Origin of the sequence: Microtetraspora fusca, from assembly GCF_001570365.1 — a bacterium.
Taxonomy (GTDB): Bacteria; Actinomycetota; Actinomycetes; order Streptosporangiales; family Streptosporangiaceae; genus Microtetraspora; species Microtetraspora fusca.
The window spans coordinates 59,225-85,754 of record NZ_BBYK01000075.1 but is presented as its reverse complement, the minus strand read 5'-3'; the positions used below and the strand labels follow the sequence as shown (position 1 = coordinate 85,754).

The 26,530-nt window shown below is 72.1% G+C and carries 21 protein-coding genes and 1 pseudogene; 3 read left to right on the top strand and 19 right to left on the bottom strand.

Annotation, left to right across the window (positions count from 1 at the left end; all coding sequences use genetic code 11):
• Window positions 1-344 (top strand): annotated as a pseudogene (locus tag AWQ68_RS43830) (endonuclease/exonuclease/phosphatase family protein); the annotation flags it as partial.
• A 101-nt stretch (window positions 345-445) separates the two neighbouring features.
• On the opposite strand, the gene AWQ68_RS35470 reads toward AWQ68_RS43830, so the two are convergent.
• The 15 genes from AWQ68_RS35470 to tsaA all read right to left on the bottom strand — a co-directional run bounded on the left by AWQ68_RS35470 (window position 446) and on the right by tsaA (window position 18,150).
• Window positions 446-1,660, bottom strand: a complete 1,215-nt coding sequence (locus AWQ68_RS35470) for an MFS transporter (protein ID WP_066949536.1) — start codon at window positions 1,658-1,660, stop codon at window positions 446-448.
• 7 nt (window positions 1,661-1,667) lie between these two features.
• Entirely contained in the window at window positions 1,668-2,831 is a 1,164-nt protein-coding gene (locus tag AWQ68_RS35465) for an amidohydrolase family protein (protein ID WP_245656419.1), read from the bottom strand.
• On the bottom strand, window positions 2,828-3,955 hold the full coding sequence (locus AWQ68_RS44485; protein WP_084464766.1) for an isochorismatase family protein: 1,128 nt from the start codon (window positions 3,953-3,955) through the stop codon (window positions 2,828-2,830). Before AWQ68_RS44485 ends, AWQ68_RS35465 begins: the two co-directional genes overlap by 4 nt.
• 52 nt (window positions 3,956-4,007) lie before the next feature.
• The gene (locus AWQ68_RS35455; RefSeq protein ID WP_066949533.1) at window positions 4,008-4,733 is read right to left on the bottom strand and encodes an SDR family NAD(P)-dependent oxidoreductase; all 726 of its coding nucleotides are present in this window, start codon (window positions 4,731-4,733) and stop codon (window positions 4,008-4,010) included.
• Window positions 4,730-5,728, bottom strand: coding sequence for a nucleoside hydrolase (locus AWQ68_RS35450; protein WP_066949531.1), 999 nt, complete (start codon window positions 5,726-5,728; stop codon window positions 4,730-4,732). The genes AWQ68_RS35455 and AWQ68_RS35450 overlap by 4 nt, the downstream gene beginning before the upstream one ends.
• Before the next feature lie 13 nt (window positions 5,729-5,741).
• Window positions 5,742-6,689: an ABC transporter permease gene (locus AWQ68_RS35445; protein WP_066949528.1), complete on the bottom strand. Its 948-nt coding sequence runs from the start codon at window positions 6,687-6,689 to the stop codon at window positions 5,742-5,744.
• Complete coding sequence (locus tag AWQ68_RS35440; RefSeq protein ID WP_066949525.1) at window positions 6,686-7,750, bottom strand: ABC transporter permease; 1,065 nt, start codon at window positions 7,748-7,750, stop codon at window positions 6,686-6,688. Before AWQ68_RS35440 ends, AWQ68_RS35445 begins: the two co-directional genes overlap by 4 nt.
• Complete coding sequence (locus AWQ68_RS35435) at window positions 7,747-9,267, bottom strand: ABC transporter ATP-binding protein (protein ID WP_066949522.1); 1,521 nt, start codon at window positions 9,265-9,267, stop codon at window positions 7,747-7,749. Before AWQ68_RS35435 ends, AWQ68_RS35440 begins: the two co-directional genes overlap by 4 nt.
• Before the next feature lie 33 nt (window positions 9,268-9,300).
• Window positions 9,301-10,353, bottom strand: a complete 1,053-nt coding sequence (locus AWQ68_RS35430; RefSeq protein ID WP_066949519.1) for a BMP family lipoprotein — start codon at window positions 10,351-10,353, stop codon at window positions 9,301-9,303.
• A gap of 456 nt (window positions 10,354-10,809) precedes the next feature.
• Window positions 10,810-11,382: an amino acid synthesis family protein gene (locus AWQ68_RS35425; RefSeq protein ID WP_066949516.1), complete on the bottom strand. Its 573-nt coding sequence runs from the start codon at window positions 11,380-11,382 to the stop codon at window positions 10,810-10,812.
• A complete protein-coding gene (locus tag AWQ68_RS35420) occupies window positions 11,379-12,110 on the bottom strand; it encodes an IclR family transcriptional regulator (protein WP_084464764.1) in 732 nt (243 codons plus the stop codon). Before AWQ68_RS35420 ends, AWQ68_RS35425 begins: the two co-directional genes overlap by 4 nt.
• Window positions 12,111-13,481: 1,371 nt before the next feature.
• Window positions 13,482-15,617, bottom strand: coding sequence for an NAD-dependent DNA ligase LigA (gene ligA / locus AWQ68_RS35415; protein WP_066949510.1), 2,136 nt, complete (start codon window positions 15,615-15,617; stop codon window positions 13,482-13,484).
• 166 nt (window positions 15,618-15,783) lie between these two features.
• A complete protein-coding gene (locus AWQ68_RS35410; RefSeq protein ID WP_066949507.1) occupies window positions 15,784-17,124 on the bottom strand; it encodes an aminotransferase-like domain-containing protein in 1,341 nt (446 codons plus the stop codon).
• Between the two features lie 120 nt (window positions 17,125-17,244).
• Window positions 17,245-17,658 (bottom strand): YchJ family protein, encoded by a 414-nt coding sequence (locus tag AWQ68_RS35405; RefSeq protein ID WP_066949503.1) that lies wholly within the window; start codon window positions 17,656-17,658, stop codon window positions 17,245-17,247.
• An 81-nt stretch (window positions 17,659-17,739) separates the two neighbouring features.
• Complete coding sequence (gene tsaA / locus AWQ68_RS35400) at window positions 17,740-18,150, bottom strand: tRNA (N6-threonylcarbamoyladenosine(37)-N6)-methyltransferase TrmO (RefSeq protein WP_066949500.1); 411 nt, start codon at window positions 18,148-18,150, stop codon at window positions 17,740-17,742.
• 130 nt (window positions 18,151-18,280) lie between these two features.
• Between tsaA and AWQ68_RS35395 the strand changes: the two genes are divergently transcribed.
• Together AWQ68_RS35395 and AWQ68_RS35390 are read left to right on the top strand one after the other, a co-directional pair.
• The gene (locus tag AWQ68_RS35395) at window positions 18,281-19,141 is read left to right on the top strand and encodes a helix-turn-helix transcriptional regulator (protein WP_066949497.1); all 861 of its coding nucleotides are present in this window, start codon (window positions 18,281-18,283) and stop codon (window positions 19,139-19,141) included.
• Window positions 19,142-19,315: 174 nt separating this feature from the next.
• Complete coding sequence (locus tag AWQ68_RS35390; protein ID WP_066949493.1) at window positions 19,316-21,016, top strand: AMP-binding protein; 1,701 nt, start codon at window positions 19,316-19,318, stop codon at window positions 21,014-21,016.
• A 38-nt stretch (window positions 21,017-21,054) separates the two neighbouring features.
• On the opposite strand, the gene AWQ68_RS35385 is transcribed toward AWQ68_RS35390, so the two are convergent.
• The 4 genes from AWQ68_RS35385 to AWQ68_RS35370 form a co-directional block, all read right to left on the bottom strand.
• Entirely contained in the window at window positions 21,055-21,489 is a 435-nt protein-coding gene (locus tag AWQ68_RS35385; protein WP_066949574.1) for an ester cyclase, read from the bottom strand.
• A gap of 113 nt (window positions 21,490-21,602) precedes the next feature.
• Window positions 21,603-22,925, bottom strand: coding sequence for a serine hydrolase domain-containing protein (locus AWQ68_RS35380; RefSeq protein ID WP_066949490.1), 1,323 nt, complete (start codon window positions 22,923-22,925; stop codon window positions 21,603-21,605).
• Entirely contained in the window at window positions 22,922-25,003 is a 2,082-nt protein-coding gene (locus AWQ68_RS35375) for a S9 family peptidase (RefSeq protein WP_066949487.1), read from the bottom strand. Before AWQ68_RS35375 ends, AWQ68_RS35380 begins: the two co-directional genes overlap by 4 nt.
• On the bottom strand, window positions 25,000-26,397 hold the full coding sequence (locus AWQ68_RS35370) for an MFS transporter (protein WP_066949485.1): 1,398 nt from the start codon (window positions 26,395-26,397) through the stop codon (window positions 25,000-25,002). Before AWQ68_RS35370 ends, AWQ68_RS35375 begins: the two co-directional genes overlap by 4 nt.
• Window positions 26,398-26,530 lie beyond the last annotated feature (133 nt).

Sequence of the window (26,530 nt, the reverse complement as noted above, 5' to 3'; positions counted from 1 at the left end):
CCAAGAAGTGCGGCTACGACTCCGTCCCCTGGCCCACCTCGGTCGCCCCTGAGCAGTCCGGGATGAAGGACTCCTACCGGGTGGCCCACCCCGACCCGGTCGCCGCCCCCGGCATCACCTGGTCGCCGATCTACACCACCTTCACCGGTGGCTACGGCCACGACGCCCACAAGGGCGAGCCCGAGCCGCAGGACCGCATCGACTTCGTCCACTACAAGGGCGACATCGAGGTGACCTCCTCCGAGGCCGTCGTCGAGGGCACCCCGGCCCCGATCCCCGGCCACAAGGACAACGCCTGGACCTCCGACCACGCCGCCGTCCTGACCACCTTCGCCATGAACTGACCGAACCCCACCCAGATCGCGGCGCCGGACCCTACCGTCCGCTGCCACCGCTGATCGTCGTTCGCCCTCACGGATGACGATCAGCGGTGGCCGCCGACGGCTCAGCCCACGCCGGCCCGGCCTGACGGCATTGAGGACCGAGCGGCCGGGCGCGGGCCGCCGGCGAGCCGGATCGCGGCGAGCGCGCCCACCACGAACACGGGCACGACCGTGAACGCCCGGGCCAGCCCCACGGAGTCGGCGAGCCAGCCGAGCAGGACCGGCGAGATCATGAGTGACGTCGACGTGGCCAGCGAGCACCGGGCCATCGCCGTGTCGGCCCGCGACGGGTCTCCGCCGATGACCATCGCCACCGCCGCCGGATAGAGGTTGGCGATTCCGAGGCCGGCGACCGCCGCCGCGCCGACCACCGCGGTCGTCGAGTGCGACGCGTTCAGCAGGCCGAAGGCGAGACCGCACGTCAGGAGCGATCCGGTCAGGACGTGCTGCGGGGCGACGCGGGCGACCATCCGGCTGCCCGCGGCGCGACCGGCGATCACGCCGGTCAGCATCAGCGACGTGCCCCAGCTCGCCTGGGCTCGGTCGAGTCCCACGACGTCGTGCAGGTACGTGGCCACCCACAGGGCGAAGGACCACTCGACCGCGACGCTGAGGGCCGCGGCGACGACGCCGAAGGCGGGCCGGCCCCGCCGTACCCCTGACGCGGCGCGCCGCGGCGGGACGGCCGGTGGGTCCGCCGACCGCGCGGTGCCCAGCATCAGCGGCACGACGACCAGACACAGAAGCACCGCGTGGAGGCCGCCGAACCCCCGCCAACCAAGCCCGGAGCCCGCGACGAGTGGCAGTGCGGCGGTTCCCAGAGCGGCGCCGAGGCTGTAGGCGAGGTTCAGTTCGATGATCATGCGGGCGGACCGCGGCCCCTGCAGTCCGACGAGCGCCGCCTGCCCGGAGATGAGGCAGACGCTCCCACCGAGACCGACGAGGAACGCGCTCGCCACACTGATCGTCGGCGTCGTGGCGACCGCGAAGCCCACCCCGCCCGCGGCCACGAGGAGCCCGGCGCAGAGCAACAGCCTGCCTCGGCCCAGCTTGCGGCGTACGGGCTCGGCCAGGACCGACGCGACGAGACCTCCCACGGCCATGGCCGACAGGTGCACGCTCTCGACAACATGACTCATCCGCAGATCGTGCCGCATGTACGGCAGCAGCGCGCCCAACCCACTGTGCAGAATGGCGACGCCGGCCAGCAGCAGATACAGCGAGATCGTGAACCGATCGCGCCGCGTGCCGCCGGCCGGCTCGGTGACGGCCGTCATCCCGGATTCAGCCGAAGGACGGGGCGTGCGCGGGCGGCGGAGTCACTCGGCTGGCGGTGACCCGTACGACACCGTCGATGATCACGCCGCAGACCGCCGGGATGTCCCCCGCCCGCAGCGCCTCCAACGCGGTCGGAGCCGCGGAGCCGCGCGGGGTGGAGAGGAACACGAGGTCCGCCTCGCGGCCGGGCTCGATGATTCCGGTGTTCCGTCGGTAGCGGCGCGCCGTCGAACCGGTGGCCGCGCAGACGGCGAGCTCCGGCTCCAGACCGGCCAGCGCGGAGGCGTAGGCCATGGTGCGCAGGATGCCGACCGGGATGACGCCGGTGCCCGACGGGGTGTCGCTGCCGATCTGCAGCCGGTCGACGAGATCCCGCCGCATGAGCTCGCGCACCACGTCGCGCAGCGCGCGGGTGTTGCCCGCCTGGACGATCTCGATGGCCGCGTCGGTCTCCTCGATGATGCGGACCACGTCGTCGTGGCTGGGAGCGGTCGGACCGCCGTTGCAGTGCACGGCGACGTCGGGCTGCACGGCGACGACCATGTCGGCTCCGATGACGGTCGAGCCCGGGACGGAGGCACCCCCGACATGCACCGGTACGAGGAAGCCATGCCGCTTGGCGGCCTCGACCAGCGGCACGGCGGCGGCCGGGTCGCTCACGCTGGAGATGCCGATCTCCCCCAGCAGCCAGCACCCCTCCGCCGCGGCCTCGGCGAAGTCCTCCTCGGTCAGTCCCGGTTCGAGAAGCAGGGCCCCGGCATGGACCTTCGCACCGAGCGGGCGCACCGTGGCGAAGCTCTTGTGCGCGAGGATCGCCAGCGCCTTCACCCCCGCGGCGTCCCTCGGCCGGCCGGGGGTGTGCGGCTCGCCGCACGACACGAGCGTGGTGACACCACCATGCACGTAGGACTCGATCCACCCCGACGTGTTCTGGCGCGGCGTGTAGTCGCCGAGCACGGGGTGCGTGTGCGCGTCGATGAGCCCCGGGACCAGCGTCGTGCCGTTGGCGTCTATGGTGCGGGGCGTGCCGCCCGGGTGCACGTCGTCGAGCCGGCCGACGGCCGCGATGAGCCCGTCACGGCACAGGACGCTGTCGCCGGCGAGGATCGGTGCCGTGAGGTCGCCCGAGACGATGGCGCCGATCCCGGTGATGAGCAGGTCGTCGCTCACGCCACCGAACCCTTCGCCGCCGCCTCGAGGGCGAGGCACAGCTCGTCCGTCCCGGCGACCGTGCCGAAGTGCGTCTCGATGTCGTACAGCGTGGACGCCTGTTCGCGCGAGCCCGTGGCGGCGCAGGCGTCCCGGGGAACGAGGACGTCGTAGCCGAGGAAGAAGCCGTCGTGCGCCGTCGACCGGACGCAGATGTTCGTGACGACACCGCAGACGATGAGCCGCGTGATGCCCTTCCGGCGCAGCCACGCGTCCAGGTCGGTCTGGAAGAACGCGCTGAACCTCCGCTTCACGAGCAGGTGGTCGTCGTCCGCCTTGGACAGCCCGTCGACGACCTCGGCGCCCCAGGTTCCGGCGAGGCAGTGCGGTGCCCTCTTGCGGAACTCCTCGTCGTCGAGCGAGTCGTGCCTGTCGCACACCCAGACGACATGCCCGCCGGCCTGACGGGTCGCGTCCACGAGCCGGTTGATCGGGTCGTGGAGCCGGTCCGCCCCGGGGAGCACCATCGCACCGCCGTCGGAGCAGAAGTCGTTGAGCATGTCCACCACGAGCAGGGCGGTCGACGCCCCGTCCAGCGGAGGGAGCGTGCCGTCGGACTCGACGCGGTGGGCGGAGAAGGAGTCCAGTTCCTCGTCGCGGACCCCTTCCGGCGTGACGGCCGTGGGCGGGAGCGCGCCGCCGGGGTCGGGGGCGATGAACTCGACGCGGATGCCGTCCGGGTCGACGATCTGGAACGAATCCGCCGACGGGTCCCGCACCGGGTCGGAGACCACCGTGGCGCCCGCGGCCGTGACCGCGGCGTGCACGGCGTCGATGTCGTCGACGACGAGGGCGAGATGCGCGGTGCCGACGTCGGCCGGGGACGGCGCGACCTTCGCCGCCGGCGGCGCGGAGTAGACCATCAGCTCCAGCACGATCCCATGGCCGCGCAGGTGGGCGAGCTCGATCGCCGCGCCGGGGATGCCCAGACCGTCCGCGCACACCTCGGGGGTCTCACTCCACCGCATGATCTCACGGAAGCCGAATGCGCCGTAGAAGGCGATCGAGCGGTCCAGGTCCGCGACGGTCAGGCAGACGTGGTGCAGCCCCTGGAATCGGCGCTCGTCAAGCGGTCCCAGCCTCATTGGAAACAGTCCTTCGCGTTGTGGTGACGTTCGTGCGCGCGGGTGCGGACGCTCACGCGACCTCCCCTCCGTCCACCGGCAGGACGACGCCGGTGACGTAGCTGGAGCGGGGCGAGAGCAGGAAGGAGATCGCCTCCGCCACCTCGTCCGCCGTGCCGACCCGCTCCATGGCCGTGTGCTTGGCGACCTCGACGAGCCATGACCCGACGGTGTGCCCGTCCGGCTGGTTCGAGCGCAGCATGGGCGTGTCGATGGGTCCCGGACTCACGCAGTTGACGCGCACGCCCTCGAGGGCGAGCTCACGGGCGGCGACCTTCGTCCAGTGCACCAGGGCGGCCTTGGACGAGGAGTACGCGGTGAACTTGGGGTAGGAGCGGATACCGGCGGCGGAGGCCACCGTCACGAACGCGGCGTTCCGCGATCGGCGCAGGTGGGGCAGCGCCGCCCGGGCGATCCGGCTGGGACCGAGAAGGTTGACGCCGAGCGTCAGGTCCCAGAGCTCCGGCGTCGTCTCCTCGATCGTCGCGTACTCGCCCATGCCGGCGGTGACGGCGACACCGTCGATCCCGGCCATGAGCTCGGCCGCGCGTTCGACGGCGGTGTGGCACGATTCGCCGTCCGTGATGTCGCAGACAACGTCGACGTGCGGCGAGGCGACGCGGTCGACGCGGACGACCCGCGCGCCGCGCAGTTCGCAGAGCCGCGCGGTGGCCTCGCCGATGCCGGACGCCGCGCCGACGACGACCAGCCGCAGGCCCTGCAGTTCCGTGGTGCTCATCGGGCGCCGCCGTTCGCGAGCCGGCCGTGCGGCGGCGGCCAGGTCTCCAGGCGCCGGGAGAGCACGTCGGCGAACGTGCCGTCGGTCTTGAGGACGACCCGGCAGCGCGCGCCTTCCTGGGGAGGGTGGCCGCGGTAGCGCCCGCGCGTGTCGCAGATCGTGGCGCCGCGTCCGGGCCCGTAACCGCACTCCACCTCGACGTTGACGACCGGCGCCTCGATCGGCTCGACGTCCCCGACGGCGATGGCCGCCGCCAGCGCGTCGTGGCACGGCGAGCACCGGACGTCGAACGACTCGGCGTGGAAGAAGTCGAAGTAGTGGTCGGTGATCCGGGCGACGAACGAGGTCACCGGCGTGGCGACCCGTTCGAAGTGGGCGCGGTGCTCCTCGGTGATCAGCTCTTCCATGGTCACGTCGAGCGGCACGAGGGTGGTGTTCCACGCGGCGCTGAGCACGGCCTGGGCCGCCTCCGGGTCGTGGAGGATGTTCGCCTCCGCCGCGGGCGTCTGGTTGCCGGGCGCGTCCGCGGCGCCGCCCATGATCGTCACATGCTTGATCAGCTTGGGCAGCTCGGGCTCCATGGCCAAGGCGATCGCGACGTTGGTCAGCGGGCCGGTGGCGATCAGGTGCACCTCGCCGGGGCGCTCCCGCGCGATCCGCGCGATCATCTCGGCGGCGGTCTCGTCCTGCCAGCTGCCCTTGGGCATCGGCAGGTTGGAGTTCCCCAGGCCGTCCTGGCCGTGCACGTGCGGTGCCAGCTCGGGGATGTCGCCACGGATCATGACGTCGGCGCCCTTGGCGACGGGGATGTGCTCCATCCCGACGAGTTCGAGCACCCTGAGACAGTTGATGGCCGCCGTCTCGGCGGAGATGTTGCCGAACACCGTGGTCAGCCCGCAGACCTCGACATCCGGGTCGAGCAACAGGTACAGCAGCGCCATGGCGTCGTCGACGCCGGTGTCGCAGTCGACCAGCACAGTGGCTTTCTTGGGCATGGGGATGGTCCTTCTAGTCGCGAGGGATGATGGCGGGCACGTACGCGGTGTCCGACGCCGCGAACCGCTCGACGCGGCGGCGGCGGATTCCGTATACGGCCAGTACGACGATGGTCGTCACGTACGGGAGGGCATGCAGGAGCTGTGGGTCGAGCAGGCCGCCGCCGCCCTGCATCTGCAGCGACGCGGCGACCGCCAGGCCGAAGAGGAACGCCGCGGCCGCCGAGCCCAGGATCGTGGCGCGGCCGAAGATGATCGCGGCGAGCGCGATGAACCCCGCGCCGTTGGTCGTCTGGGTGTTGAACGTGCCCACGACGCTGATGGTCAGGAAGGCGCCGCCCACGCCGGCGGTGAGGCCGCTGGCGATGATCGCGGTGGTGCGCACCCGGACCGGGCTGATGCCGGCGGCCAGGGCCGCCTCGTCGCTCTCGCCGACGGCCTGCACCCACAGCCCGAAGCGGGTCTTGTGCGTGACGACCCAGGCCACCGCGACGAGGGCCAGGGCGACGTAGACGAGGACGCTCTGCCTGTCGAGGGCGGGTCCCAGGACGGGGATCTCCGCGAGCGGTCCGAGCGGGACGTGCGGCAGCGTCGGCAGCCCGGCGGGCGCATAGGTCCCGGGCTGGTGGAAGACCACGACGGTGACCAGCAGGGCCAAGCCGCTGGCCAGCAGGTTCAGCGCGATCCCGGCGATGATGATGTCGCAGCGCAGGACGAAGGCGGCGATCGCCAGCAGAGCGCTGAACAGACCGCCGGCGAGGACGCCCGCCACGAGGCCGACCCACACGTTCTGGGTCTTGTCGGTCACTCCCAGCGCCACGAGCGCCGCGATGAGCATCGAGCCGTCCATGGCGATGTTGGTGGCGCGGGCGCGCTCCGCGATCGCACCGCCCATGGCGGTGGCCAGGACGGGGATCGTCGACGTGATGGCGAGTGCGAGGAAGTTGGCGAGCCCGCTCACATCGCACCCCTTCGGCGGATGCCCTGACTGGTGATCAGCAAAATGAGGAGTCCCTGGAGGATGAAGACGAGGGCGAACGGCACGTCGGACACCGACTGCATCGAGGTCGCGCCGGTCATCAGCGACCCGTACAGCACCGCGGCGGCGAGAACCCCGAACGGCGACAGCCGCCCGATGAGGGCCACGGTGATGCCCAGGAAGCCGAACTGCGGCGAGAAGCTGTCGATGAAGTTGTGCGTCAGCCCGAGGATGGCCACGCCTCCGGCCAGCCCGGCCAGCGCGCCGCTGGTGAGCATGCCGCCGAGCAGCGTGCGGTCGGACGCGATGCCCACGTTCTCGGCGAACGACGGCTGCAGGCCCACGAGCCGGAGTCGCAGACCGAGCCGGGTGCGCGCCAGGAACAGCGCCATCGCCCCCGCCAGGAGGACCGCCAGGAACAGGCCGTAGTTCGCGTTGGACGGGCTGAGAATGCCGGGCAGCCAGGTCTCCTGCGGGATCGGCGGCGTTTCCAGAGCGCCGGACTGCGGATCCTTGAAGTACGCCTTGACCAGGTACGTCGTGACGTCGATCGCGATGTACGTGGACATCAGCGTCGTGACGATCTCCGTCACCCCGAAGTAGACCCGCAGCAGGGCGGGGATCGCGATCCAGGCCGCGCCGACCACAGCGGCGGCCACGAGGGCGGTGACCATGACGACCGGTCCGGGCCCCGGCATGTACAGCGCCACGACGGCGGCAGTGAGCCCGCCCGCGTACAACTGTCCCTCGCCGCCGATGTTGAAGGCGCCGGCCTTGAACCCGATGGCCGAGGACAGACCGGTGATCGCCAGGATGGTGGCGATCGACAGCATGGTGCCGAAGCTGTAGACGTCCTCGAACGACCCGAGGGCGAATGCCCGGAAGGCGGCCATCGGCTCGTCCGCGATCACGGCGATGATGATCAAGGAGGCCAGCAGGCCGAGCGCGATGGCGATGAGCGACTGGCGGAGGCCGGGGGACGGCCGCAGCGCGCTGAGCCGGGCGCGCGCGGGTGACGCCGCGGGGGCGGTGGTGTCGGTCATGCGCTCATCCCCAACATCAGCCGGCCCACTTCGAACTCGGACGGGCGGTCACCGGCGAACTCCCCGACGACCTCACCCGTGAACATCACGAGGATGCGGTCGGCGAGCGACAGGATCTCCGGCAGCTCGGTGGAGACGAGCAGCACGGCGGCTCCGCGATCGCGGTGTTCGACGAGCTGGCGGTGCACGAACTCGGTGGCGGCGATGTCCAGACCGCGCACCGGCTCGCAGCACACGATGACCTCGGGTTCCCTGGACAGTTCGCGCGCCAGCACCATCTTCTGCGCGTTGCCGCCAGAGAGCCGCTTGGCGAACACCCCGGGGTGGGCGACGCGGACGTCGAAGCGCTCGATCAGTCGCTCGGCGAGCCGGCGCACCCTCGCCGGCTTGAGCAGCGGCCTGCCCAGGCTCCGGTCGTCGAGATGGCCGACGACGATGTTGTCGGTCACCGGCGACCAGACGCTCAGGCCGCGCGTGTTCCGGTCCTCGGGCACGTGAGCGAGGCCGGCGACCCTGGCCGCGCGCGGGCGCCTGCCCGCCACCTCGACGCCGGCGACCCGGATCGAGCCCGCACCGGGCCGACGGATGCCGGCGATGGCCTCCACCAGCTCCGTCTGCCCGTTGCCCGCCACCCCGGCGATCCCGACGATCTCCCCCGCGTGCACGGTGAGATCCAAACCCTTGATCAGCTCGACGCCGCGGCTGTCCCGCACGTGTAGCCCGTGGACCTCCAGCTTCGGCGCGCCCGGCGTGCCCCGCCCCCACTCCTTGGTCTGGCGCGGGAGGTCCTTGCCGACGATCAGCTCGGCAAGCCGGTGCTCGTCGACGTCGGCGACGCGCTCGGCGGCGACCCGCCGGCCGTGCCGCAGCACGGTCACCCGGTCCGCGATCCGGCAGACCTCCGACAGGTGGTGGCTGATCAGGACGACCCCGAGGCCGGCCGCCACGAAGCCACGCAGGGTCTCGAAGAGCCGCTCGGTCTCCTGCGGGGTGAGCACCGCGGTGGGTTCGTCCAGGACGAGCAGCCGGACGTCCTCCGAGAGGGCTCGGATGATCTCCACGCGCTGCTGCGCCCCGACCGACAGGTCCTTGACCTTCGCGTCCGGATCGACCCCGATGCCGTACCTCTCCGACAGCTCGGCGACACGAGCGCGTTGCGCGGCCCTGTCGAGGAAACCGAAGGCGCGCATGCGCTCGTGGCCGAGGAACACGTTCTCCGCCACGGTGAGCGAGGGCACCAGCTTGAAATGCTGGTGCACCATGCCGATGCCGTGGCGCAGCGCCGCCCGCGGTCCGTCGACGCGCACCGGGGTGCCCTCGATGCGGATCTCTCCCGCGTCGGGCTGCTGCAGTCCGAACAGGCAGTTCATCAGGGTGGACTTGCCGGCCCCGTTCTCGCCGAGGAGAGCATGGACCTCGCCGGCACGCACGTCGAGGTCGACGCCGTCGACCGCGGTCAGGGGCCCGAACCGCTTGGTGATGCCGCGCATCTCCAGCAGGGGGGTTGTCTGTTTCATATCGCTCGCTCGGTGATAGCCGGGGCTCGGCGGTTACTTGAGCGCCGTGTCGACGGTGATCTTTCCGTCGGTCACCTGCTGCTTGAGGTCGCCGATCTGCTTCTGGACGTCGGCCGGGACGATCGCGTCGTCGAACTCGATGCTGACGCCGTCGTTGGACAGGTCACCCACGCGGGTCTCCCCCATCGTCAGCTTCCCGTCGGTGAAGTCCTTGATCGCCTGATAAACGGTGTTGTCCACGGACTTGATCACGCTGGCGGCGATGAAACCGGGGTGCAGGTCGTTCTGGTTCGAGTCGGTGCCGATGCCGTAGCGTCCGGCCTCCTTGGCGGCCTTGAGGATCCCGATGCCCGTCGGTCCCGCGACCTGGTAGACGACGTCGGCGCCGTCCTTGAACATCGCGCTCGCGGTGTCGAAGCCCTTCTGCGGGCTGACGAAGTCACCGGTGAACCGCACGTCGACCGTGACGTTGGGGTCCACGGTCTTGACCCCCTGCTGGAACCCGACGATGAAGTCCCGGATGACCGGGATGTCCATGCCGGCGCAGAGGCCCACCTTCATCGACCCCTTGGCCTTGGGAAACTTGTCCGGGCTCTTGGTGATGTACGCCGCGAGCGCGCCGGCGAGGAACGCGCCCTCGTTCTGGGCGTAGGTGATGCCCGTGGAGTTCGGGCCCTGGCTCGGCGCATCGAAGATGAGGAACTTCTGGTTCGGGAAGGCCGGCGACACCTTCTTGAGCGTGCTCGCCACCACGGTGCCGCCGGTGAGCACGAGACCGACGTCGTCCCGCTTGGCGGCCTCACGGAGGTTGCGCTCCCACGCGGGGGCGTCGTTCGTCGACGCCTCGATCACCTTGACGGTGACGCCGAGGTCCGTCTCCGCACGCTTGAAGCCGCGGTTCGCCGAGTCCATGAAGCTCTTGTCGCCGAGCTGCCCGGACAGCGGCGCCACCATGTTCTTCGCCGCCGGCTTGCCGCCCGACGCGGCGGGTGTCCCTTCCGATCCACAGGCCGCGGTCGCGAGCGCGAGCGTGAGCGTGAGCCCGACGCCGGCGGCCGCGACGCGCAGCAGTCGCTTGTTGTGCATGTGTCGTGCCTCTTTCAGGTCCTGAGTTGGGGGGTGTTGAGGGGGGTCGCGGCTGTTGGGGGGCGACGGGGCGTGGCTGTCCTTTTGGGGCGTGATTTGGCGGTGCGGTGATGGGCGCGGCTGTTCGCTGGAGTCCGCAGCCGGGGTGCCCGTTGGATGCGCCCGTGGCGAGTGCGGTCCAGAACGGTCGCATCGCCAGAACGGACGCATCACCAGGCGGTCGAGAAAGCCGGGGCGGGCCTCCGTTCCCGAGGCCGCGGAGGCTTCGAGCCGGCGAGGTGTCTTCGTGTGTGGGGCGGCAACTGCGGCGAGGCACTGGGGTGGGCCGCGCGCAGCGACGCTTCATTCGCCGGATACGGTCCGGCGCGATGCCGGGAACCGGGGCCGGGTTGGCGGGGGGCAGAAGCGCGGAGGCCACCGCAGTGGTCGGCCCGGCGGTCTTCCCCGATCAGAGCGCTAGCGCAGACCGTCCTCGCCGATCGCGTCTTCCTCCCGGAGACCGCCGACGCGGGCGTGGGGGCGCCCCGCGTTGGTCACCGCCAGGGCGATGACGAGCTCGTCCGGCAGCGGTGCGTCGGTCACGCCGAACTCCACCGCGTCGAAGTGGGAGCGGATGAGCATCGCGCGCTTGTGGTGCACCGGAACATCGATCTTGGTGCCGGGTCCGCCGCGCTTCTTCGCCGAGGGAAGGATGGACACGCCTTCGGCACCACCGCGTACGGGCGGGCCGAACTTGGGGTGCAGCACCGCCGAGGCGTGCTCCAGTTCGCCGTTGACCCCCACGATGCCGGCCTTGCCGTAGGCCTCGATCTCATCGCCGAGCAACTCCTTGCACCGCCGCACGAGCTCCGCACCGAGCGTCTCGCCCGCGTCGATCAGCTCGGTGAGCTCTTCGGAGTAGCGGCCGCTGTAGGGGTTGGAGATCACCGCCCCGACGACGACCCGCCGCGCGGGGCGCTCCAGAGGGCGCCCGGCCTCGACGAGCACATCTTCTACGGTGCTCACCCACTTGCGAATGACGATGCTCACTTCACTCCTGACACGAGCTGATTGATGATCTGTTGCGCGGTGCGAAGCGCCGCCTCGCTGCCCGCCAGGTCCATTCGGATGCTGGGCGCCGCGACGCTCAGCGCGGCCACGACCCGGTTCTGCGAGTTCTGGATGGGCATCGCGACCGCCGCGATGCCCACCATGTACTCGTCCACCGACTGGGCCAGTTCCCTGCGCCGTACCTCGTCAAGGCGTTCGTCGGACGCGAGCGCCACGCCCTGGCCCACCAGCCGGGCACGCTCTTCCGGCAGGGCGAAGGCCGTCAACACGAGCCCGGAGGCGCTGGTCGCCAGCGGCATCCTGGTCCCGACCTTGAGGTCGGCGTTCAGGACCTGCTCCGATTCGACGCGCTGCACGATCAGAGCCGTACCGCGTTCGAGGACGGACAGGGACACCGCTTCGCGACACTCGTCGGCCAGGCGCTGCATGGCCGGACGTACGCGCTCGCCGAGGCTCGCCTGCTCCAGCGCCGCGTTTCCCACCCGGGTCGCCAGCATGCTGAGCCGGTAACGTCCGTCCTCGCACTGTTCGACCCAGCCGGAGCTCACAAGCGTGACCAGCTGCTTGTGCACCGTGCCCCGCCCCGAGCCGACCTGCCGGGCGAGTTCACTGACACCCACGGCGGTCGGCATCTCCGCGATGGCCTCCAGAAGCGCCAGGGCCTTCTGGCTGGAGCTCAAGGGCGGCGTGCGCGAAATGCCATCCATGGACCACTCTTCCTGTCCTCAAATTGAGGACGCCGTCTCCCATTTGGGAACATGCGGCGAATGTATTGGCCCCCAGATGGGTCGTCAAGCCCCAAACCGGACTCTCTTGGGACGTGTCGCCCCTCCTTGGACACAGCGCAAGACCGCGGACAGCACGAGCGAAGGGAGCGCCGAGCCACACCCGCCCTCGACCGCATCTGGGACGGCACCTCGGGCCGCGAGAGACGGCAGCGCACCGGCACACAGGCGTGCCGGCCGCAGGCGAGGCACCGGGCTCACAATGGCGCCAAAGAAGGCGAAAGCCGCAATGGGAAGGAAAAGACCGCCGCTGTCGGCGACGGTGTGGGACTGGTCTTGCTTGAAGTGGTGCTGTTGACGATTGTGTGCGGCGGGTGGAGGCGACTCAGGGGCACCATGCGGCGGAAAACGGGCAGCTTCCAGGTACGAGCATGAGCCTTGGGGAACCGACCGCCCACAATCCGCCCGGACCCGCCTGCGGCCCACGAATCACGCACCGTCTTCCGGACGACCGCAGAAAATCCACCAGGACCACGGCCGCACGGTTCAGGCGCTGTCCCCGGACCGAGGGCAGACAATCCACCAGGAGCAACCAGGCTCCCCCACAAATCATGCGCCGTCTCCGGACGACCGCGGATAATCCGGAACCGCCGCATGGCTCCATGAACCCATGCAGGAAAACCCGCAACCCGGCATCTACGTGCACTTGGACACGCGGCGGCGTCCGCCTACCGCGGACGGCATTCCCAAAAACAGTGACACGGGCCGACCGGGGCCGCACACACCGGTTTATTGCGAAATCCCGCCCCTGACCAGGCGCTTTCGCCGGCGCTCGGATCGTCTCCTCCCCCTGGCCCAGCCGGTGATGACGACCTCTCCGGAAAACCGCATGCGCCCTCGATATGCCGCACGTGGGCACCCGAGGATCGAGCTCCTCGGCTGGATTTCCGGACGCCTTCAGAGGTTTCCGGTTCGCGGCGCTTCGGAGGTTTCCGACTCGGAGTCGGGCGCGGCGTGCGGCCCTCGCGAGATCACACCGCGATCGGTATTCCGTACTCGATCAGCTTTTCCAATCAGGAACCAGAGGACGGAATCGATCAGTTCCACGGCAAGAGGCAGCCTCGTCGTGGGATATCGAAAGCGCCGGGCGTTCCTTTCCCGCGACGCGCCTCCGTCCGCACTGCGGCTGTTTCCATCACCTGCGGACCGCGACGGCTGAGCAGAAATTCGCGGCTGAAGCAATCCCAGGTGAGGCGCAGGGGCGGACGGAAGCGGAAGGGCCGTCATGTCACTGGCCGACTTCTGTCCCAGTGTGGTGTGTGACCAATAGTGTTCCCAAGCCGGGCGGAGCGGTCAGATGAACGAGGCCACCATGGCGGCGAACTCCTCGGGGGTGGCGATCCGCACGCCGAGCGTCGCGGCCTTGTCCCGCTTGGAGCCGGCCTTCTCGCCGGCCACGAGCAGGGAGGTGCGGGCCGAGACGCTGGAGGACGCCCGGCCTCCGGCGCGTTCGATCAGTTCGTTCATCTCGGTGCGGGTCAGCGTCTCCAGCGGGCCGCTCATCGCGCCGGTCACCACGACGGCCATCCCCGCCAGTGGCAGCTCCACGGCGAGCCCGGCGGCCGCCTCCGGGGAGCCGGGTACCGCCGCCCCCGATCCGGCGGCGTCGGACCCCGGAGCGTCGGATCCGGCGGCGCGGGGGCCGGCGACGCCCGGCTCGGTCATCGTCACCCCCGCCGCCACCAGCCGGTCGATCAGCGGCCCCAGCTCGGTGAGCTCCTCCACCAGGGCCGCCGCCTTCTCCGGCCCGATGCCGTCCACGGCCTGCAGCGCCTCGGCGTCGGCGGCGCGGATCGCGTCCATCGAGGCGAAGTGGCGGGCGATCCGCCGGGACATCGAGCGGCCGGTGCCGCGCACGCCCAGCGCGCAGAACACCTTGTTGAGCGGCTTCTCCTTGGCCCGCTCGATCGCCGCCAACAGGTTGTCGGTGCTGGTCTCACCCATCCGGTCCAGGCCGAGGATCTGCTCGCGGGTGAGCGTGAACAGGTCGGCGAAGTCGGCGATCAGCCCCGCGTCGACCAACTGCACGATGCGGGTCTCCCCCAGGCCCTCGATGTCGAGCTGGTCGCGGCCCACCGCGTAGCTCACCGAGGCGACCGCGTGGCAGGCCCGGCCCCGGGCGCACCGCCAGCGCTGCTGGGACGCGTCGATCTCGCCGCCGCACCTCGGGCAGACGTCGGGGAAGACGATCGGCCGCTCGGCCCCGGTCCGCAGGTGCGCCACGGGCGCCTCCACCCTCGGGATCACGTCGCCCGCCTTGTAGACGGTCACATGGTCGCCGAGCATCAGGCCGCGCCGGGTGATGTCCGCCGGGTTGTGCAGCGTGGCGTAGGTGACGACGCTGCCATCCAGCTGCACCGGCTCCAGCACGGCACGCGGCGCGATGATGCCGGTGCGCCCGACGTTCCACTCCACGTGCACCAGCTTGGTGATCTTCTCGACCGCGGGCAGCTTGTACGCGATCGCCCAGCGGGGCGCCCGGGAGCTGAACCCGGCCTGCACCTGGTCGGCGGCGAGATCGGCCTTGACGACGATGCCGTCGATGCCGAACGGCAGCCCGGCGCGCGCCGCGGCGATCTCCTCGACGCGGGCCTGGACCTGCTCGACGGCGGCCACGGCCACCACGCCGACCGGGGTCGCCCCGGTGGTCTGCACACCGAGGCGGGCGACCAGCTCCATGATCTCGCTGTGCGGCAGCTCGCGCAGCCGCCCGGCCGGCTCGCTCGCGTCGTCGGGCGGCAGCGGCAGCGCGCCGTATCCGAAGAACGTCATCTCGCAGCGGTACGGCCGGTCCTTGGCCCGCAACGTCCCGGCGGCGGCGCTGCGCGGGTTGGCGAACGTGGTGCCGTCGTGGGCGGTGCGTTTCGCGCACGCCTCCTCGAACTGCGCGGCGGTCATCAGCACCTCGCCGCGGATCTCCACGGTCACCGGCTCCGACAACGCCTCAGGCAGGCCGTGGACCATGCCGATCGCGTGCGACACGTCCTCACCGGCCACGCCGTCGCCGCGGGTCACGAGCTGGACCAGCCGGCCGCCGTGGTAGCGGGCCGACACCGCGAGCCCGTCAAGCTTGGGTTCGACGCTCCACCTCTCGACCGGGCGGCCGAGCCGCCGCTCCAGCCCGGCCGCCCACCCGGCCAGCTCCTCGGCGGAGAACACGTTGTCCAGGCTCAACATCGGCACGGTGTGCGGCACGTCGCCGGTCACCGCCCCGCCCGCCACCTTGCCGGTGGGCGAGCCCGGAAGCACCTGGTCGGGGTGCGCGGCCTCGTACGCCTCGATGCCACGCACCAGGCGGTCGTAGGCGTCGTCGTCGAGGGCGGAGTCGCCCGCGCCGTAGTAAGCGGCGGCGGCGTCGACCGCCACCCGCACCGCCTCGGCGTATTCCACCTGGTCGGCGAGGGGCGTGGCGTGGAGCGCGTCTGTCATGAGGACATAGTGCCGGGTCCGACCGACAATCCCGCGTGGCCACGCATCCGACCGGTCTCGGCGCCGTTGAAAGAGGCGCGGGGTGGAGAAGCAGGGCGCCCGGAGAAGGGCCAGGGCCGTGATCCGGGCTCCTCAGTGGTCGGCGTCTTCCGTCCTCAGTGCTGCCTCAGTCGTCGGCCACGTCCTCGGGGGTGGCGCGGGCGAGCCCGGCCAGCACGTCCAGCGCGTACGACAGGGTCTCCATGGGCGGGGAGGCGAGACCGAGCCGCACCGCGCCGGGCGCGCCGCGCGGCCCGACGACGAACGACGCGGCGGGCGTGACGGCGATCCCCCTGCGGGCCGCGGCGGCGACGAACGTCTCGGCCCGCCACTGCTCCGGCAGCTCCCACCAGCAGTAATAGGCGCGGGGGTCGGCCCGTACGGTGAACTCGGCGAGCCGCTGCGCGGCGATCCGCTGGCGCGCCGCGGCGTCGGCCCGCTTGGCTTCGGCGACGGCGGCCAGGGTGCCGTCGGCGGTCCACCGGACGGCGGCGTCGAGGGCGAACCGGGAGGGGGTCCACGCCCCGGAGCGCAGGGCGGCGGAGAGACGATCGGCGAGTCCCGGGGGTGTCACGGCGAAACCCACGGTCAGGCCGGGGGCCACCCGCTTCGAGAGGCTGTCGATCATGATCGTGCGCTCCGGGGCGAGCGCGGCGAGCGGCGGCGGCGCGGCGTCGTCGAGGAACCCCCAGACCGCGTCCTCGACGGCGTACAGCCCCAGCTCGCGCAGTGTCCGGGCGATCTCGGCGCGCCGGCTCTCCGGCATGGTGATTCCGAGCGGGTTGTGGAGGGTGGGCTGGAGGTAGACCGCGCGCAGCGGGGCGGCACGGTGCGCGGCGGCGAGCGCGTCCGGGCACAGCCCCTCGGCGTCCACGGCCAGGGGGACGGTGGTCACGCCGAGCCGATGCGCGACCGCCTTCACCACGGGATAGCTGACGGCCTCCACCCCGAGGCGCTCACCGGGCGGCACCAGCGCGGCGACGGCGGCGGCGATGGCCTGCCGCCCGTTGCCCGCGAACAGCACGCTCGCCGGGTCGGGGCGCCGGCCGTCCACTTCGAGCAGCCGGGCCGCGGCCTGCCGCGCCTCCGGGGTGCCGGCCGCGCCGGCCGGGCGCAACGCGGCGCCGAGCACGTCGGGACGCAGCAGCGGACCGAGCCCCCGGGCGAGCAGGGTGGGCTGCCCCGGGGCCACGGGATAGTTCAGTTCGAGGTCGATCCCGGCGGCGGAGGGCTCAGCGAGCGCAGGCACGGGCGGCGGCTGCGCGGCGCGGACGAAGGTGCCACGGCCGACCTCACCGACGACGAGGCCGCGCCGGGCCAGCTCGCGATAGACGCGGCTGGCGGTCGAGTTGGCGATGCCGCGCCCCCGGGCGAAGGCGCGCTGCGTCGGGAGCCGGTCTCCGGGCCGCAGACGACCCGAGGCGATCTCAACCGCGACCTCGTCGGCGACCGCGCGGTAGTCCTCCATGACACCTCCTCCGGGGGCGGCCCAGCCGTTCGACACGCCGCCGTCGCTGACCTCGCGGCCGGGGCCGGCCGACGACCGCGGTTGTGGAAGGCCCGCCGGGCCGCTTGAGCCATAGTGGCGTCAGAGTGCCCCGAGGTACGTCCAGGCGCCCGCGTCGCGGACGAAGCGGCTGTTCTCCTCCATCGCCCCCGGCGTCCCGCGATCTTCGTAGTGGGCCCGGAACCGCACGGTGCCCTCGGTGTGGAAGGCGCTGCCGCCGGTGGTGCCCAGGATCTCCAGCCGCACCCACCGCGGGCCGCCGGCGAGGTCGAGCCGGGCGGGACGGGTGGACGGGTGCCAGGTGCGCAGCAGGTAGCCGGCGTCCCCGACGCTGAACGCGCTGAACCGCGACCGCATCAGCGCCTCCGCAGTGGGTGCTGCGGCCTCCCCTCGGTGCAGCCGTCCGCAGCAGTCGCGGTACGGCAGGCCCGTGCCGCAGGGGCACGAGGAAGTGGGAGCGGAGCGGAGCGTGGGGCGGGCGTGGCGTCGGGACACCCCCTCATTCTGCCCGGCGCGCCCCGGTGGCACGGCCGGGCGTCTGCCTCGCCTCCGAGGTCCCACACGCACGGCGGCCGCTCATCTGCCGCCCGCGATCACCGGTTTGACGTCCACGATCGGCGTCCCGTCGAAGGCTTCGAGGTCTCGTACGCGCACGCGGCGGCCCTCGACGGCGGCGACCCGGACCCGGTGCAGCCCGATCGGGTTGGGCCGGTCCTGCGAGCGGGTGCTGAACACTCCCGTCTCCGGGTTGCGCGGGTCATCGCGGGGATGGACGGCGAGCACGTCGCGACGCGCGCGATGGAGCCAGGTGAGCACGAAGACCTCGTCACCGGCGGCCAGGTCGCGGATGCCCTCCGCCACGTCGGCGTCGAGGACCAGCCACGCGTCCGGCGCTCCCTCGAACCCCTGCTTGGGCGCGGCCTCGCGGCCGGTGATCGACGATTCGACGTGGCCGATCGGCCTGATCTCGTACGAAGCGGTCGTCATGGCAACTCCTCGGTTTGTACGGATCGTCCGATTATGTCGGCCCCCGTACGGCAGGGGCGGGTGAAACCCGAACAGCCAATGTCGGCGGTACCTGGTTTCCGTCAGCGTGCAAACCGGGGCAAGATGAGGCATGGTCACGCTTCACGGCGAGGCGTCCCCGGACGTCCCCCGCGCGTGGGGGCAGGAGCTGCGCTCACTGCGCGAGGCCACCGGCGCCCCGATCGCGTTCGGCGGCCCTGTCATGGACGGCGGGCTGCGCCTCCAGCACTTCGACGGCACCCGCACCGGCCTGCTGTCCGGGCTCACCGTCTCGCCCGGCGCCGGCGTCGGGGGCCGGGCGCTGGGCGAGCGCCGGGTGGTCGGCGTGGACGACTACCGGACGGCCCACGACATCTCCCACGACTACGACCTCCCGGTGCTCACCGAGGGGATCCGCGCCACGGTCGCGGCGCCCGTCGTCGTGGGCGCCACGGTCCGCGGCGTGATCTACGCCGCCGTCCGGGAGAGCCCGGGCCTGGGCGACCGGCTCAAGATCGCGACCTCGGCGGCGGCCCGCGCGCTGGCGCGGAAACTGGCCGTCGAGGACGAGATCGACCGGCGGGTGGCCGCCCGCCTCGCGGCCGTCGAGCGGACGCGGGCCACGGCCCTCGAACGGCTGCGCAAGGTCCACTCCGGCCTGCACGCACTGCACCGGAGCACCTCCGACGCGGCGCTCCGCGAGCGGATCGCCGCGCTCCTCGACGAGGCGTCCGGACCGCCCCCGCCGGCCTCGTCCGGACAGGTGTCCGGCGAGATCCCCGTGCTCAGCGCCCGTGAGCTGGCCGTCCTGTCGCTGGTCGCGACGGGCCGCACGTACGCGAGCGTGGCGGCCGATCTCGGCATATCTCCCATGACGGTCAAGAGCTACATGCGCGACATCCTCCTCCGGCTGGACGCGCACACCCGGCACGAGGCCGTCGTCGTCGCGCGCCGCCACGGCCTCATCCCTTGAAGTCCCCCGAAGCCCTCCCAAGTCCGCTTAAGACCTGTGAAGACCAGTGAAGTCCTCTGAAACCCCCTGAGATCCGCCTACATCCCCCGGCCCCCGCCCGCGTACCCCCATCGGGGGGTGCCACGACGGCGTGACGACGGTCACGATGTGCGGCGGACGACCAAGGAGGCCGCGATGTCACCCGACCCCACCTCTGCCCTGCGAGCCGCGCGCGACCGGCTGCTCGACCTGCGGACGGCCTACGACGACGCCGTCGCGACGTTCTCGTGGCCCGACCTGGGCGACACGTTCAACTGGGCGCACGACTGGTTCGAGACCTGGGCCCGCGATGACGAGCGCCCTGGTCTGGTGATCGTCGAGGAGGACGGCGGCCGGGCCGCCTACTCCTTCGCCGAGCTGTGCCGCCGCTCCGACCAGGTGGCCCGCTTCCTCGCGGCGGGCGGGGTGGGCCGCGGCGACAGCGTCCTCGTCATGCTCGGCAACCAGATCGAGCTGTGGGTGACGATGCTCGCGATCATCAAGCTCGGCGCCGTGATCATGCCGACCACCACAGCGGTCGGCCCCGCCGAGCTGACCGACCGGGTCGAGCGCGGCGACGCGAAGGCGGTCGTCTGCAACGCCGTGGACGCGCCGAAGTTCGCGACCGTCCCCGGGGCGTACCTGAAGGTCGTCGTCGGAGGGGCGGTGGACGGCTGGCGCGAGTTCGCCGGGGCGTACGAACTGGAGGCCGCGCCGCTGCCGCATCCGGGCAACGCGAGCGGCGACCGGCTGCTGCTCTACTTCACCTCGGGCACGACCAGCAGGCCCAAGCTCGTCGAGCACACCCACGTGTCCTATCCCGTGGGTCACCTGTCGACGATGTACTGGCTGGGGCTGCGGCCCGGGGACGTCCACCTCAACATCTCCTCGCCGGGGTGGGCCAAGCACGCGTGGTCGAACTTCTTCGCCCCGTGGCTCGCCGAGGCCACCGTGTTCGTCTACAACTACTCACGCTTCGACCCGCTGCGGCTGCTCGCGCAGTTGCGGGCGGAGAACGTGACCACGTTCTGCGCTCCTCCCACGGTGTGGCGGATGCTGATCAACGCCGACCTGTCCGAGCCCCCGGCGGCGCTGCGCGAGGCGGTCGGGGCGGGAGAGCCGTTGAACCCCGAGGTCATCACCCAGGTCGAGAAGAGGTGGGGGCTGACGATCCGGGACGGGTTCGGGCAGACCGAGACCACCGCGTCCGTCGGCAACACGCCGGGGCAGCGCCTCAAGCCGGGATCCATGGGCCGCCCGCTGCCGGGCGTGCCGGTCGTGCTCGTCGACACGGTGACCGGCGCGGTGCTCTCCGGCGAGGCGGAAGGCGAGCTCTGCCTCGACCTGTCCCTGGCCCCGTTGAGCCTGATGACCGGATACCAGGGGGACGAGGCGCGCCACGCCGAGGCGATGGCGGGCGGCTACTACCACACCGGCGACGTCGCCGCCCGGGACGCCGACGGCTACATCACGTTCATCGGGCGGACCGACGACGTCTTCAAGGCCTCGGACTACAAGGTCAGCCCGTTCGAGCTGGAGAGCGTGCTCATCGAGCACCCGGCCGTCGCCGAGGCGGCCGTGGTCCCCGCGCCGGACCCGGTCCGGCTGGCGGTGCCCAAGGCGTACGTGGCCCTGGCCCCGGGTCACGTGGCCGACGAGGAGACGGCCCGGTCGATCCTCGCCTACGCCAGGAAGAACCTGCCGCCCTACCTCCGGGTCCGCCGCCTGGAGTTCTACGACCTGCCGAAGACGATCTCCGGCAAGATCCGCCGGGTCGAGCTGCGCCAGCGCGAGGAGCGGCACGCGCAGGACCGGCCGGCCGCCGAGTGGCGCGACGACCAGTTCGACCTCTCCTGAGCCCGCCGGGTCACGCCTGATCCCGCCGCGCGGCGGGATCAGGCGGCCGGGCCGGGTTCGAGGTGGAAGCCGAGCTGGCAGTACAGCTCGAGCTGGTCGTAGTAGTCCCGGTCGGTGATGATCCGGCCGTTCTCGGTCGCGCACGCGCAGGCGCCGCGGAGGACGATGCGGCGGCCGGTCCCCGCGGTCTCGGCGCCGTCGGGCAGGAGGAAGGGCCCCGTGTGGGTGCCGACGAGCGTGTACTCCGTGACCGCGGGATCGTCGCATTCGACCTTGTACCACGCCGCGATGTGCAGGTCGGGGAATGCCTTGAAGAGGTGCTCGAACTGCCAGGCGATCTGCTCGTGCCCTTCGGCGACGCCGGCCGGGGTCACGTAGACGGCGTCCGGGCAGTAGCAGGCGAGCACCCTTTCCAGGTCGTGGGCGTTCATCGCCTCGAAGAGCGCGTCCTTGAGCTCTCGAGCAGTGGGCATGGCCATCGCCCTCCTCGTCTCCACTTCCAAGCTACGCCTGGAACTCCAGCCCCTCGGACGGCCGAGCGCCCTGCCCCGCGGCCCGCCCACAGGCCGCGGGGCAGGGCGTGGCGTCATATGCGGACGTTCAACCGTCCGGTGTGCAGGAAGGGCGGCCGGTCGCCGTCACCGACGAAGGCGACCACGGGGTGGACGCCGCCCCGGGCCTCGGCGAACACGAAGGTGTCGCCGCGCAGCCGGACCACCTCGAACCGCTGCGGTCCGCCGTGCTCGGCCATCACGCCGAGCGGCGTGGCCGTCACCCAGAGGCGTCCGGCCTCGTCCCCGGCCACCTCCCACGCCATCACGTCCGAAACGTACCGGCCGGCGTAGCGCGGGACGTCGATCGGCAGCGGAGGGGCCGGGGGCACCGGCGGCTCCGGTGGCACGACCCCGGCCAGGCGGCGCAGGATCGGCTCGACCAGCCCGGCGCGCAGCGGGTCGGGGTCGCCGCCGTTGGTCAGCAGCGCCACGGCCACTCCCGCGCCGGGTACCAGCCGCAGCGTCGCGGCCTGCCCCGGGGTGGATCCGTCGTGCCCGACCACCGTTCCGCCGGTCCAGCGCGGCAGCTCCCAGCCGAGCCCCCAGTGGCCCGGACGGCCGAGATCGGGCAGCGCGACCTGCGGCTCCCGCATCAGCCGCCCCAACGACGCGGGCAGTACGGCCGGGTCCCCGCGCATGTGGGCGCGGGCGAAGGCCAGCAGGTCGCGGGCCCGCATCGCCAGGCTGGCCCCGGCCGGGTCGTTCGACCGCATCAGCGACCAGACCGGCACCGGCTCGCCGTCCGCGTGACCGACCGCCGTGTCGTGGAGGATCGCCTCGTCGGCGCAGGTCGCGGCGTGGGTCAGGCCGAGCGGGGCGATCAGGTGGGTGCGCAGCGCCGTGTTGTACGGCACGCCGCGCAGCACCTCGACGATCCGGCCGAGCACGACGTATCCGGCGTTGTTGTAGGACCAGACCGCCCCGGGCGGCGCGAGCCGCGGCACGTCCTTGAGCAGCGCGACCAGCTTCTCGATCGCGTCGTCGCCCCGGCCGGTGTCCACGAAGACGTCACCCTCGAAGCCGCCGGTGTGCGCGAGGAGCTGCCTGATCGTCACCGGCTCCGGCAGCCCCAGTTCGGGCAGCACGGACTGCGCGGTCCGGTCGAGGTCGAGCCGTCCCTCGCCGACGAGCTGGAGGATCAGGGTCGCCGTCCACGCCTTGGCGATCGAGCCGATCTGGAAGAGTGAGTCGGTGGTCGCGGGCCGCCCGGTGCGGGTGTTGAGCAGGCCCGCCGCCGCCTCGGCCGTCCGGTCTCCGGCGGCGACGGCGATCGCGACGCCGGTGATCCCGTGCTCCCGGGCCAGCTCGTCCAGGCGGGCACGCAGGGCGTCCGGGTCCAGCGGGTCGATGGTCACGCGGCCCCTCCGAAGGTCGGGTCGATCCGGTACCCGGCCGGCGGCTCGGCGCCGATCAGGTGGCGGGTGAGGAAGTCCCACTGGCGGCGGAGCACGTGCGCCTCGGCGTGCAGGTAGCCGTGCGCGGCGTTGGGCACCATGAGCATCTCGAAGTCGGCGTCCGCCCGGATGAACGCGTCGACGAGGCGCAGCGACAGGGCGGGATGGCAGTTGTCGTCCATCTCGCCGAAGAGGATCAGCAGTTTGCCCTTCAGCCGCTCGGCGTGCGGCACCAGTGAGTCGGCGGTGTAGTCCTGCGGCGGCGGCCCCTGGTAGGTCTCGCCCCAGATCGCGTAGTAGCCGCTGTGCTCGTGGTCGCCGGCGGAGGCGACGCCCACGCCGAAGAACTCGGGGTGCGTCAGCAGCGCCCGGACCGTGGCCGCGCCGCCGCCCGAGTGGCCGGCGATCCCGACCCGGTCCAGGTCGAGGTAGGGCCGCTCGGCCGCGAGCTGGGTGATCGCCGCCACGTGGTCGGCGAGCCCCACCGACACCCCGGGGTCCCCGTAGGAGGCGTCCTGGAACGCCTTGCCCCGGTACGGCGTGCCGCGCCCGTCGAGCACCACCACGGCGAGGCCGAGCGCGGCCAGAGACGCCGCCCCGGCCGCCGGGTCGAGCAGCCAGGGGTCGAGCGAGTGGCCGCGCAGCGTCGTGCGGAGCTGCCGGGGGATCTGCGGGCCGTTGTAGACCGAGTCGAGGATCGGGTAGCGCCGGGACGGGTCGAAGTCGCCGGGCAGGAACAGCAGGCCGTACACGTCGGTCACGCCGTCGGCGGCCTTGGCCGTGAACCGCTCGGGCGCCCGCCAGCCCGCCTTCTCCAGCGCGCTCAGGTCGGCGCGCTCCAGTTCCATCACGACCGCTCCGTCGGCGTCGCGCAGGACGGTGACGCTCGGCGTCCCCGGCGTGGCGTACGTGTCGACCAGCCAGCGGCCGTCGGGCGACACCTGGACGTGGTGGTCGCCGTCCTCGGGCGTGAGCACGGTGACGCCGCCGCCGTCCAGGCCGGCCCGGCAGAGCCGCCGGTCGTACGGGTTCGAGCCGTGTCCGCCGGACACGAAGAGCACCTCGCGGGCGTCCCAGTCCACCCGGAGCACGTCACGTACCAGCCACTCGCCTTCGGTCACGGCGTTCTTCAGCTCGCCGCCCGCGTACCGGTAGAGGTGGCCCCAGCCCGAGCGGTCGGAGTACCAGAGCACCTCGTCGCCCAGGGTGCGCACCAGCGGGGCCTCCACGATGGTGGGCGCGGAGTACATCACCGTCTCGCTCCGCTCCTCCAGGACCACGGTCGCGTCGCCGGTCCTGGCGTCGATCCGGTACAGCACGGCGGCCCGGTAGCCGCGGGTGCCGTACAGCATCCAGAGCGTGTCGTCGTCCTCCCACCAGACCCTGCCGACGCCGAGCGGCGCGTCGTGGGTGAAGGTGAGCGGCTCGATGGCGATGTCGACCCGGTCACCGGTCTCCGCGTCGAAGATCATCTGCTGGAAGGTGGGGAGCGGGTCGCCCGGCATCTCGTAGTGCAGGGTGTGCGCGAGCGGCCGGGGCCCTCCGCCCGGCGGGCAGGACTGGGTGAGGGTGAGCGTGGGCACGTGCCGCTGGTCGACACGGAGCGTGACGAACCTGCGCCCGTCCGGGGCCCAGACGAGCAGCGGCGGCGTGGTCATGCCCGCCTGGGCGACCACGATCGGCAGCCGGTTCTGGTCGCTGGGCAGGCCGTACGCGTGGCCCTCCGCGCCGTCGTGGGTGATCCGCACGCCGTTCACCGCGAGGTTCCCGTCCTCGACGGAGACGGCGTGGCCCCCGTCCGGCGAGGTCTGGACGCCGGTCAGCTCGGGCGGCAGCACGGGCTCCGCCGCCGGGTGCGCCCCCTCCTCCACCCGCTCCCGCTTGTCCGGAAATATCCGGACAAGCGAGGGACCGTCGGGGGTGCTCACCTGGTAGGAGAACGATCCGTCCTCCCAGACCGGGGTGATCACCGCCCGGTGCACGAGCCTCGGCTCCTGCGACGGATGCAGCGCCTCGGCACGGCGATACGCCTCAATCATTCGGTCTCTCCAATCGCGTGATCGATCAGGGCGTCGAGATCGCCCATGAGGGTTTTGTGGATGGTCGCGACGAACAACGCCCCGGCGACCGCGGGGACGAGCAGCAGCAGGAGCCCGCCGCGCGGGTCGAGCGCCACCGAGGACAGGGCGAGCAGCCCGGCCCCGATCAGCCCGCCCAGCGCGATGATCAGCCCCAGGGCCGCCATCGCGTGCGCCCGGTCCGCCGGCCGTACGACCGAGAGCGCGCCGATGAACAGGCACGGCCCGATCACCGCGAGCAGCGCCTGGCCCAGCGCGAGCAGCGTGAGCATCAGCCACAGGTTCGGCACGACCGCCGACAGGCCGAAGGCCGCCGCGGCCGCCCCGAGCGTGCCGCCGGACAGCGCCATGAAGCGCGCCGGCCCCGCCCGATAAGCCGCCTCCGCCCGGCCGCCGAAGACCGCGAGCGCCACGATCGACACCGCGGCGCCCGCGCTGGTGAACAGGCCGCGCTGTCCGGGCGTCAGGCCGTAGTCATGCTCCAGGAGCGTAGAGACCACAACGCCGTACGGCACGGCCAGCGCGCCCATCGCGGTGAAGCCGACGCACATCCGCCGCACCGACGGGACGCGCAGCACCCGCCGCACGGTCCCCCAGAAGCCGGGCAGGTGCTCCTGGGCCGGGGACTCCGCCGCCGTCCGCGACCTGGCCCGCAGCTCGGCCACGTCCCAGCGGCCGAGCGCCGGCTCGCGCAGCCGCAGCGCGTACAGGCAGGCCACCAGCGACACGGCGCCCAGCGTGGCGAACACCGCCCGCCAGTCCATGCCGAGCCATGACACCAGCCCGGCGATGACCAGCGGCGCCAGGATCCCGGCCAGCGGCGAGGACGCCGAGTACAGCGACATCACCCGCATCCGGGCGGCGGGCGGGTAGGCGTCCATCAGCAGGGGCGGGTGCAGCAGCGCCACGGTGCCGGTGCTCGCGCCGTTCAGCACCATGAGCGCGGCCAGCGAGATCGGCCCGACCACCGAGCCGGTGAACAGCGTGGTGAGGCTCCAGGCGAACCCGGTGCCGACGGCCAGCCGCACCCGGTGCGGATAGCGGCGCAGGAGCGCCGCCACCGCGAACGGCGCCAGCCCCGCCGCCACGCCCTGGGCGGCGACGATCCCCGACAGGGAGCCGGCGTTCATCCCGAACGAGGCGGCGACCTCGGGTGCGAGCACGCCGAACGCCTGGGTCTGGAAGTTGTCCACGACCGCGAGCACGGTCAGCGCCGCCATGAAGGACAGCCCGACGCCGTGCTCCCTGAGTGTGCGCAGCAGCGGCGCCGTGTCGCCCTTCCCGCCGGTGACGCCCAGCACGGCGCGGGCGTCCTGCCTGCTCAGCGGATCGGCTGAGCGCGAAGGATCGTTCATGCCGAACGATGATCACGTGCCGGGGCGGCGGCGCACGAGGGCCGTTGGGGTGCGGACCGATGGGAAAGGTGGGGGGGTGGAACCTACTTTCGTCGCATCCGGCCCTTCGGCCCGCGCCGGTAGCGTTTCCTAC

What these genes read in the sequence shown, in the direction of transcription:
- AWQ68_RS35440 (WP_066949525.1), bottom strand. Translation starts at nt 7,750, where the DNA reads ATGACCGACACCACCGCCCCCGCGGCGTCACCCGCGCGCGCCCGGCTC.
- AWQ68_RS35390 (WP_066949493.1), top strand. Translation starts at nt 19,316, where the DNA reads ATGTCACCCGACCCCACCTCTGCCCTGCGAGCCGCGCGCGACCGGCTG.
- AWQ68_RS35370 (WP_066949485.1), bottom strand. Translation starts at nt 26,397, where the DNA reads ATGAACGATCCTTCGCGCTCAGCCGATCCGCTGAGCAGGCAGGACGCC.
- AWQ68_RS35375 (WP_066949487.1), bottom strand. Translation starts at nt 25,003, where the DNA reads ATGATTGAGGCGTATCGCCGTGCCGAGGCGCTGCATCCGTCGCAGGAG.
- AWQ68_RS35455 (WP_066949533.1), bottom strand. Translation starts at nt 4,733, where the DNA reads ATGAGCACCACGGAACTGCAGGGCCTGCGGCTGGTCGTCGTCGGCGCG.
- AWQ68_RS44485 (WP_084464766.1), bottom strand. Translation starts at nt 3,955, where the DNA reads ATGAGGCTGGGACCGCTTGACGAGCGCCGATTCCAGGGGCTGCACCAC.
- AWQ68_RS35395 (WP_066949497.1), top strand. Translation starts at nt 18,281, where the DNA reads ATGGTCACGCTTCACGGCGAGGCGTCCCCGGACGTCCCCCGCGCGTGG.
- AWQ68_RS35470 (WP_066949536.1), bottom strand. Translation starts at nt 1,660, where the DNA reads ATGACGGCCGTCACCGAGCCGGCCGGCGGCACGCGGCGCGATCGGTTC.
- AWQ68_RS35420 (WP_084464764.1), bottom strand. Translation starts at nt 12,110, where the DNA reads ATGGATGGCATTTCGCGCACGCCGCCCTTGAGCTCCAGCCAGAAGGCC.
- AWQ68_RS35435 (WP_066949522.1), bottom strand. Translation starts at nt 9,267, where the DNA reads ATGAAACAGACAACCCCCCTGCTGGAGATGCGCGGCATCACCAAGCGG.
- AWQ68_RS35430 (WP_066949519.1), bottom strand. Translation starts at nt 10,353, where the DNA reads ATGCACAACAAGCGACTGCTGCGCGTCGCGGCCGCCGGCGTCGGGCTC.
- ligA (WP_066949510.1), bottom strand. Translation starts at nt 15,617, where the DNA reads ATGACAGACGCGCTCCACGCCACGCCCCTCGCCGACCAGGTGGAATAC.
- AWQ68_RS35385 (WP_066949574.1), bottom strand. Translation starts at nt 21,489, where the DNA reads ATGCCCACTGCTCGAGAGCTCAAGGACGCGCTCTTCGAGGCGATGAAC.
- AWQ68_RS35410 (WP_066949507.1), bottom strand. Translation starts at nt 17,124, where the DNA reads ATGGAGGACTACCGCGCGGTCGCCGACGAGGTCGCGGTTGAGATCGCC.
- AWQ68_RS35450 (WP_066949531.1), bottom strand. Translation starts at nt 5,728, where the DNA reads ATGCCCAAGAAAGCCACTGTGCTGGTCGACTGCGACACCGGCGTCGAC.
- tsaA (WP_066949500.1), bottom strand. Translation starts at nt 18,150, where the DNA reads ATGACGACCGCTTCGTACGAGATCAGGCCGATCGGCCACGTCGAATCG.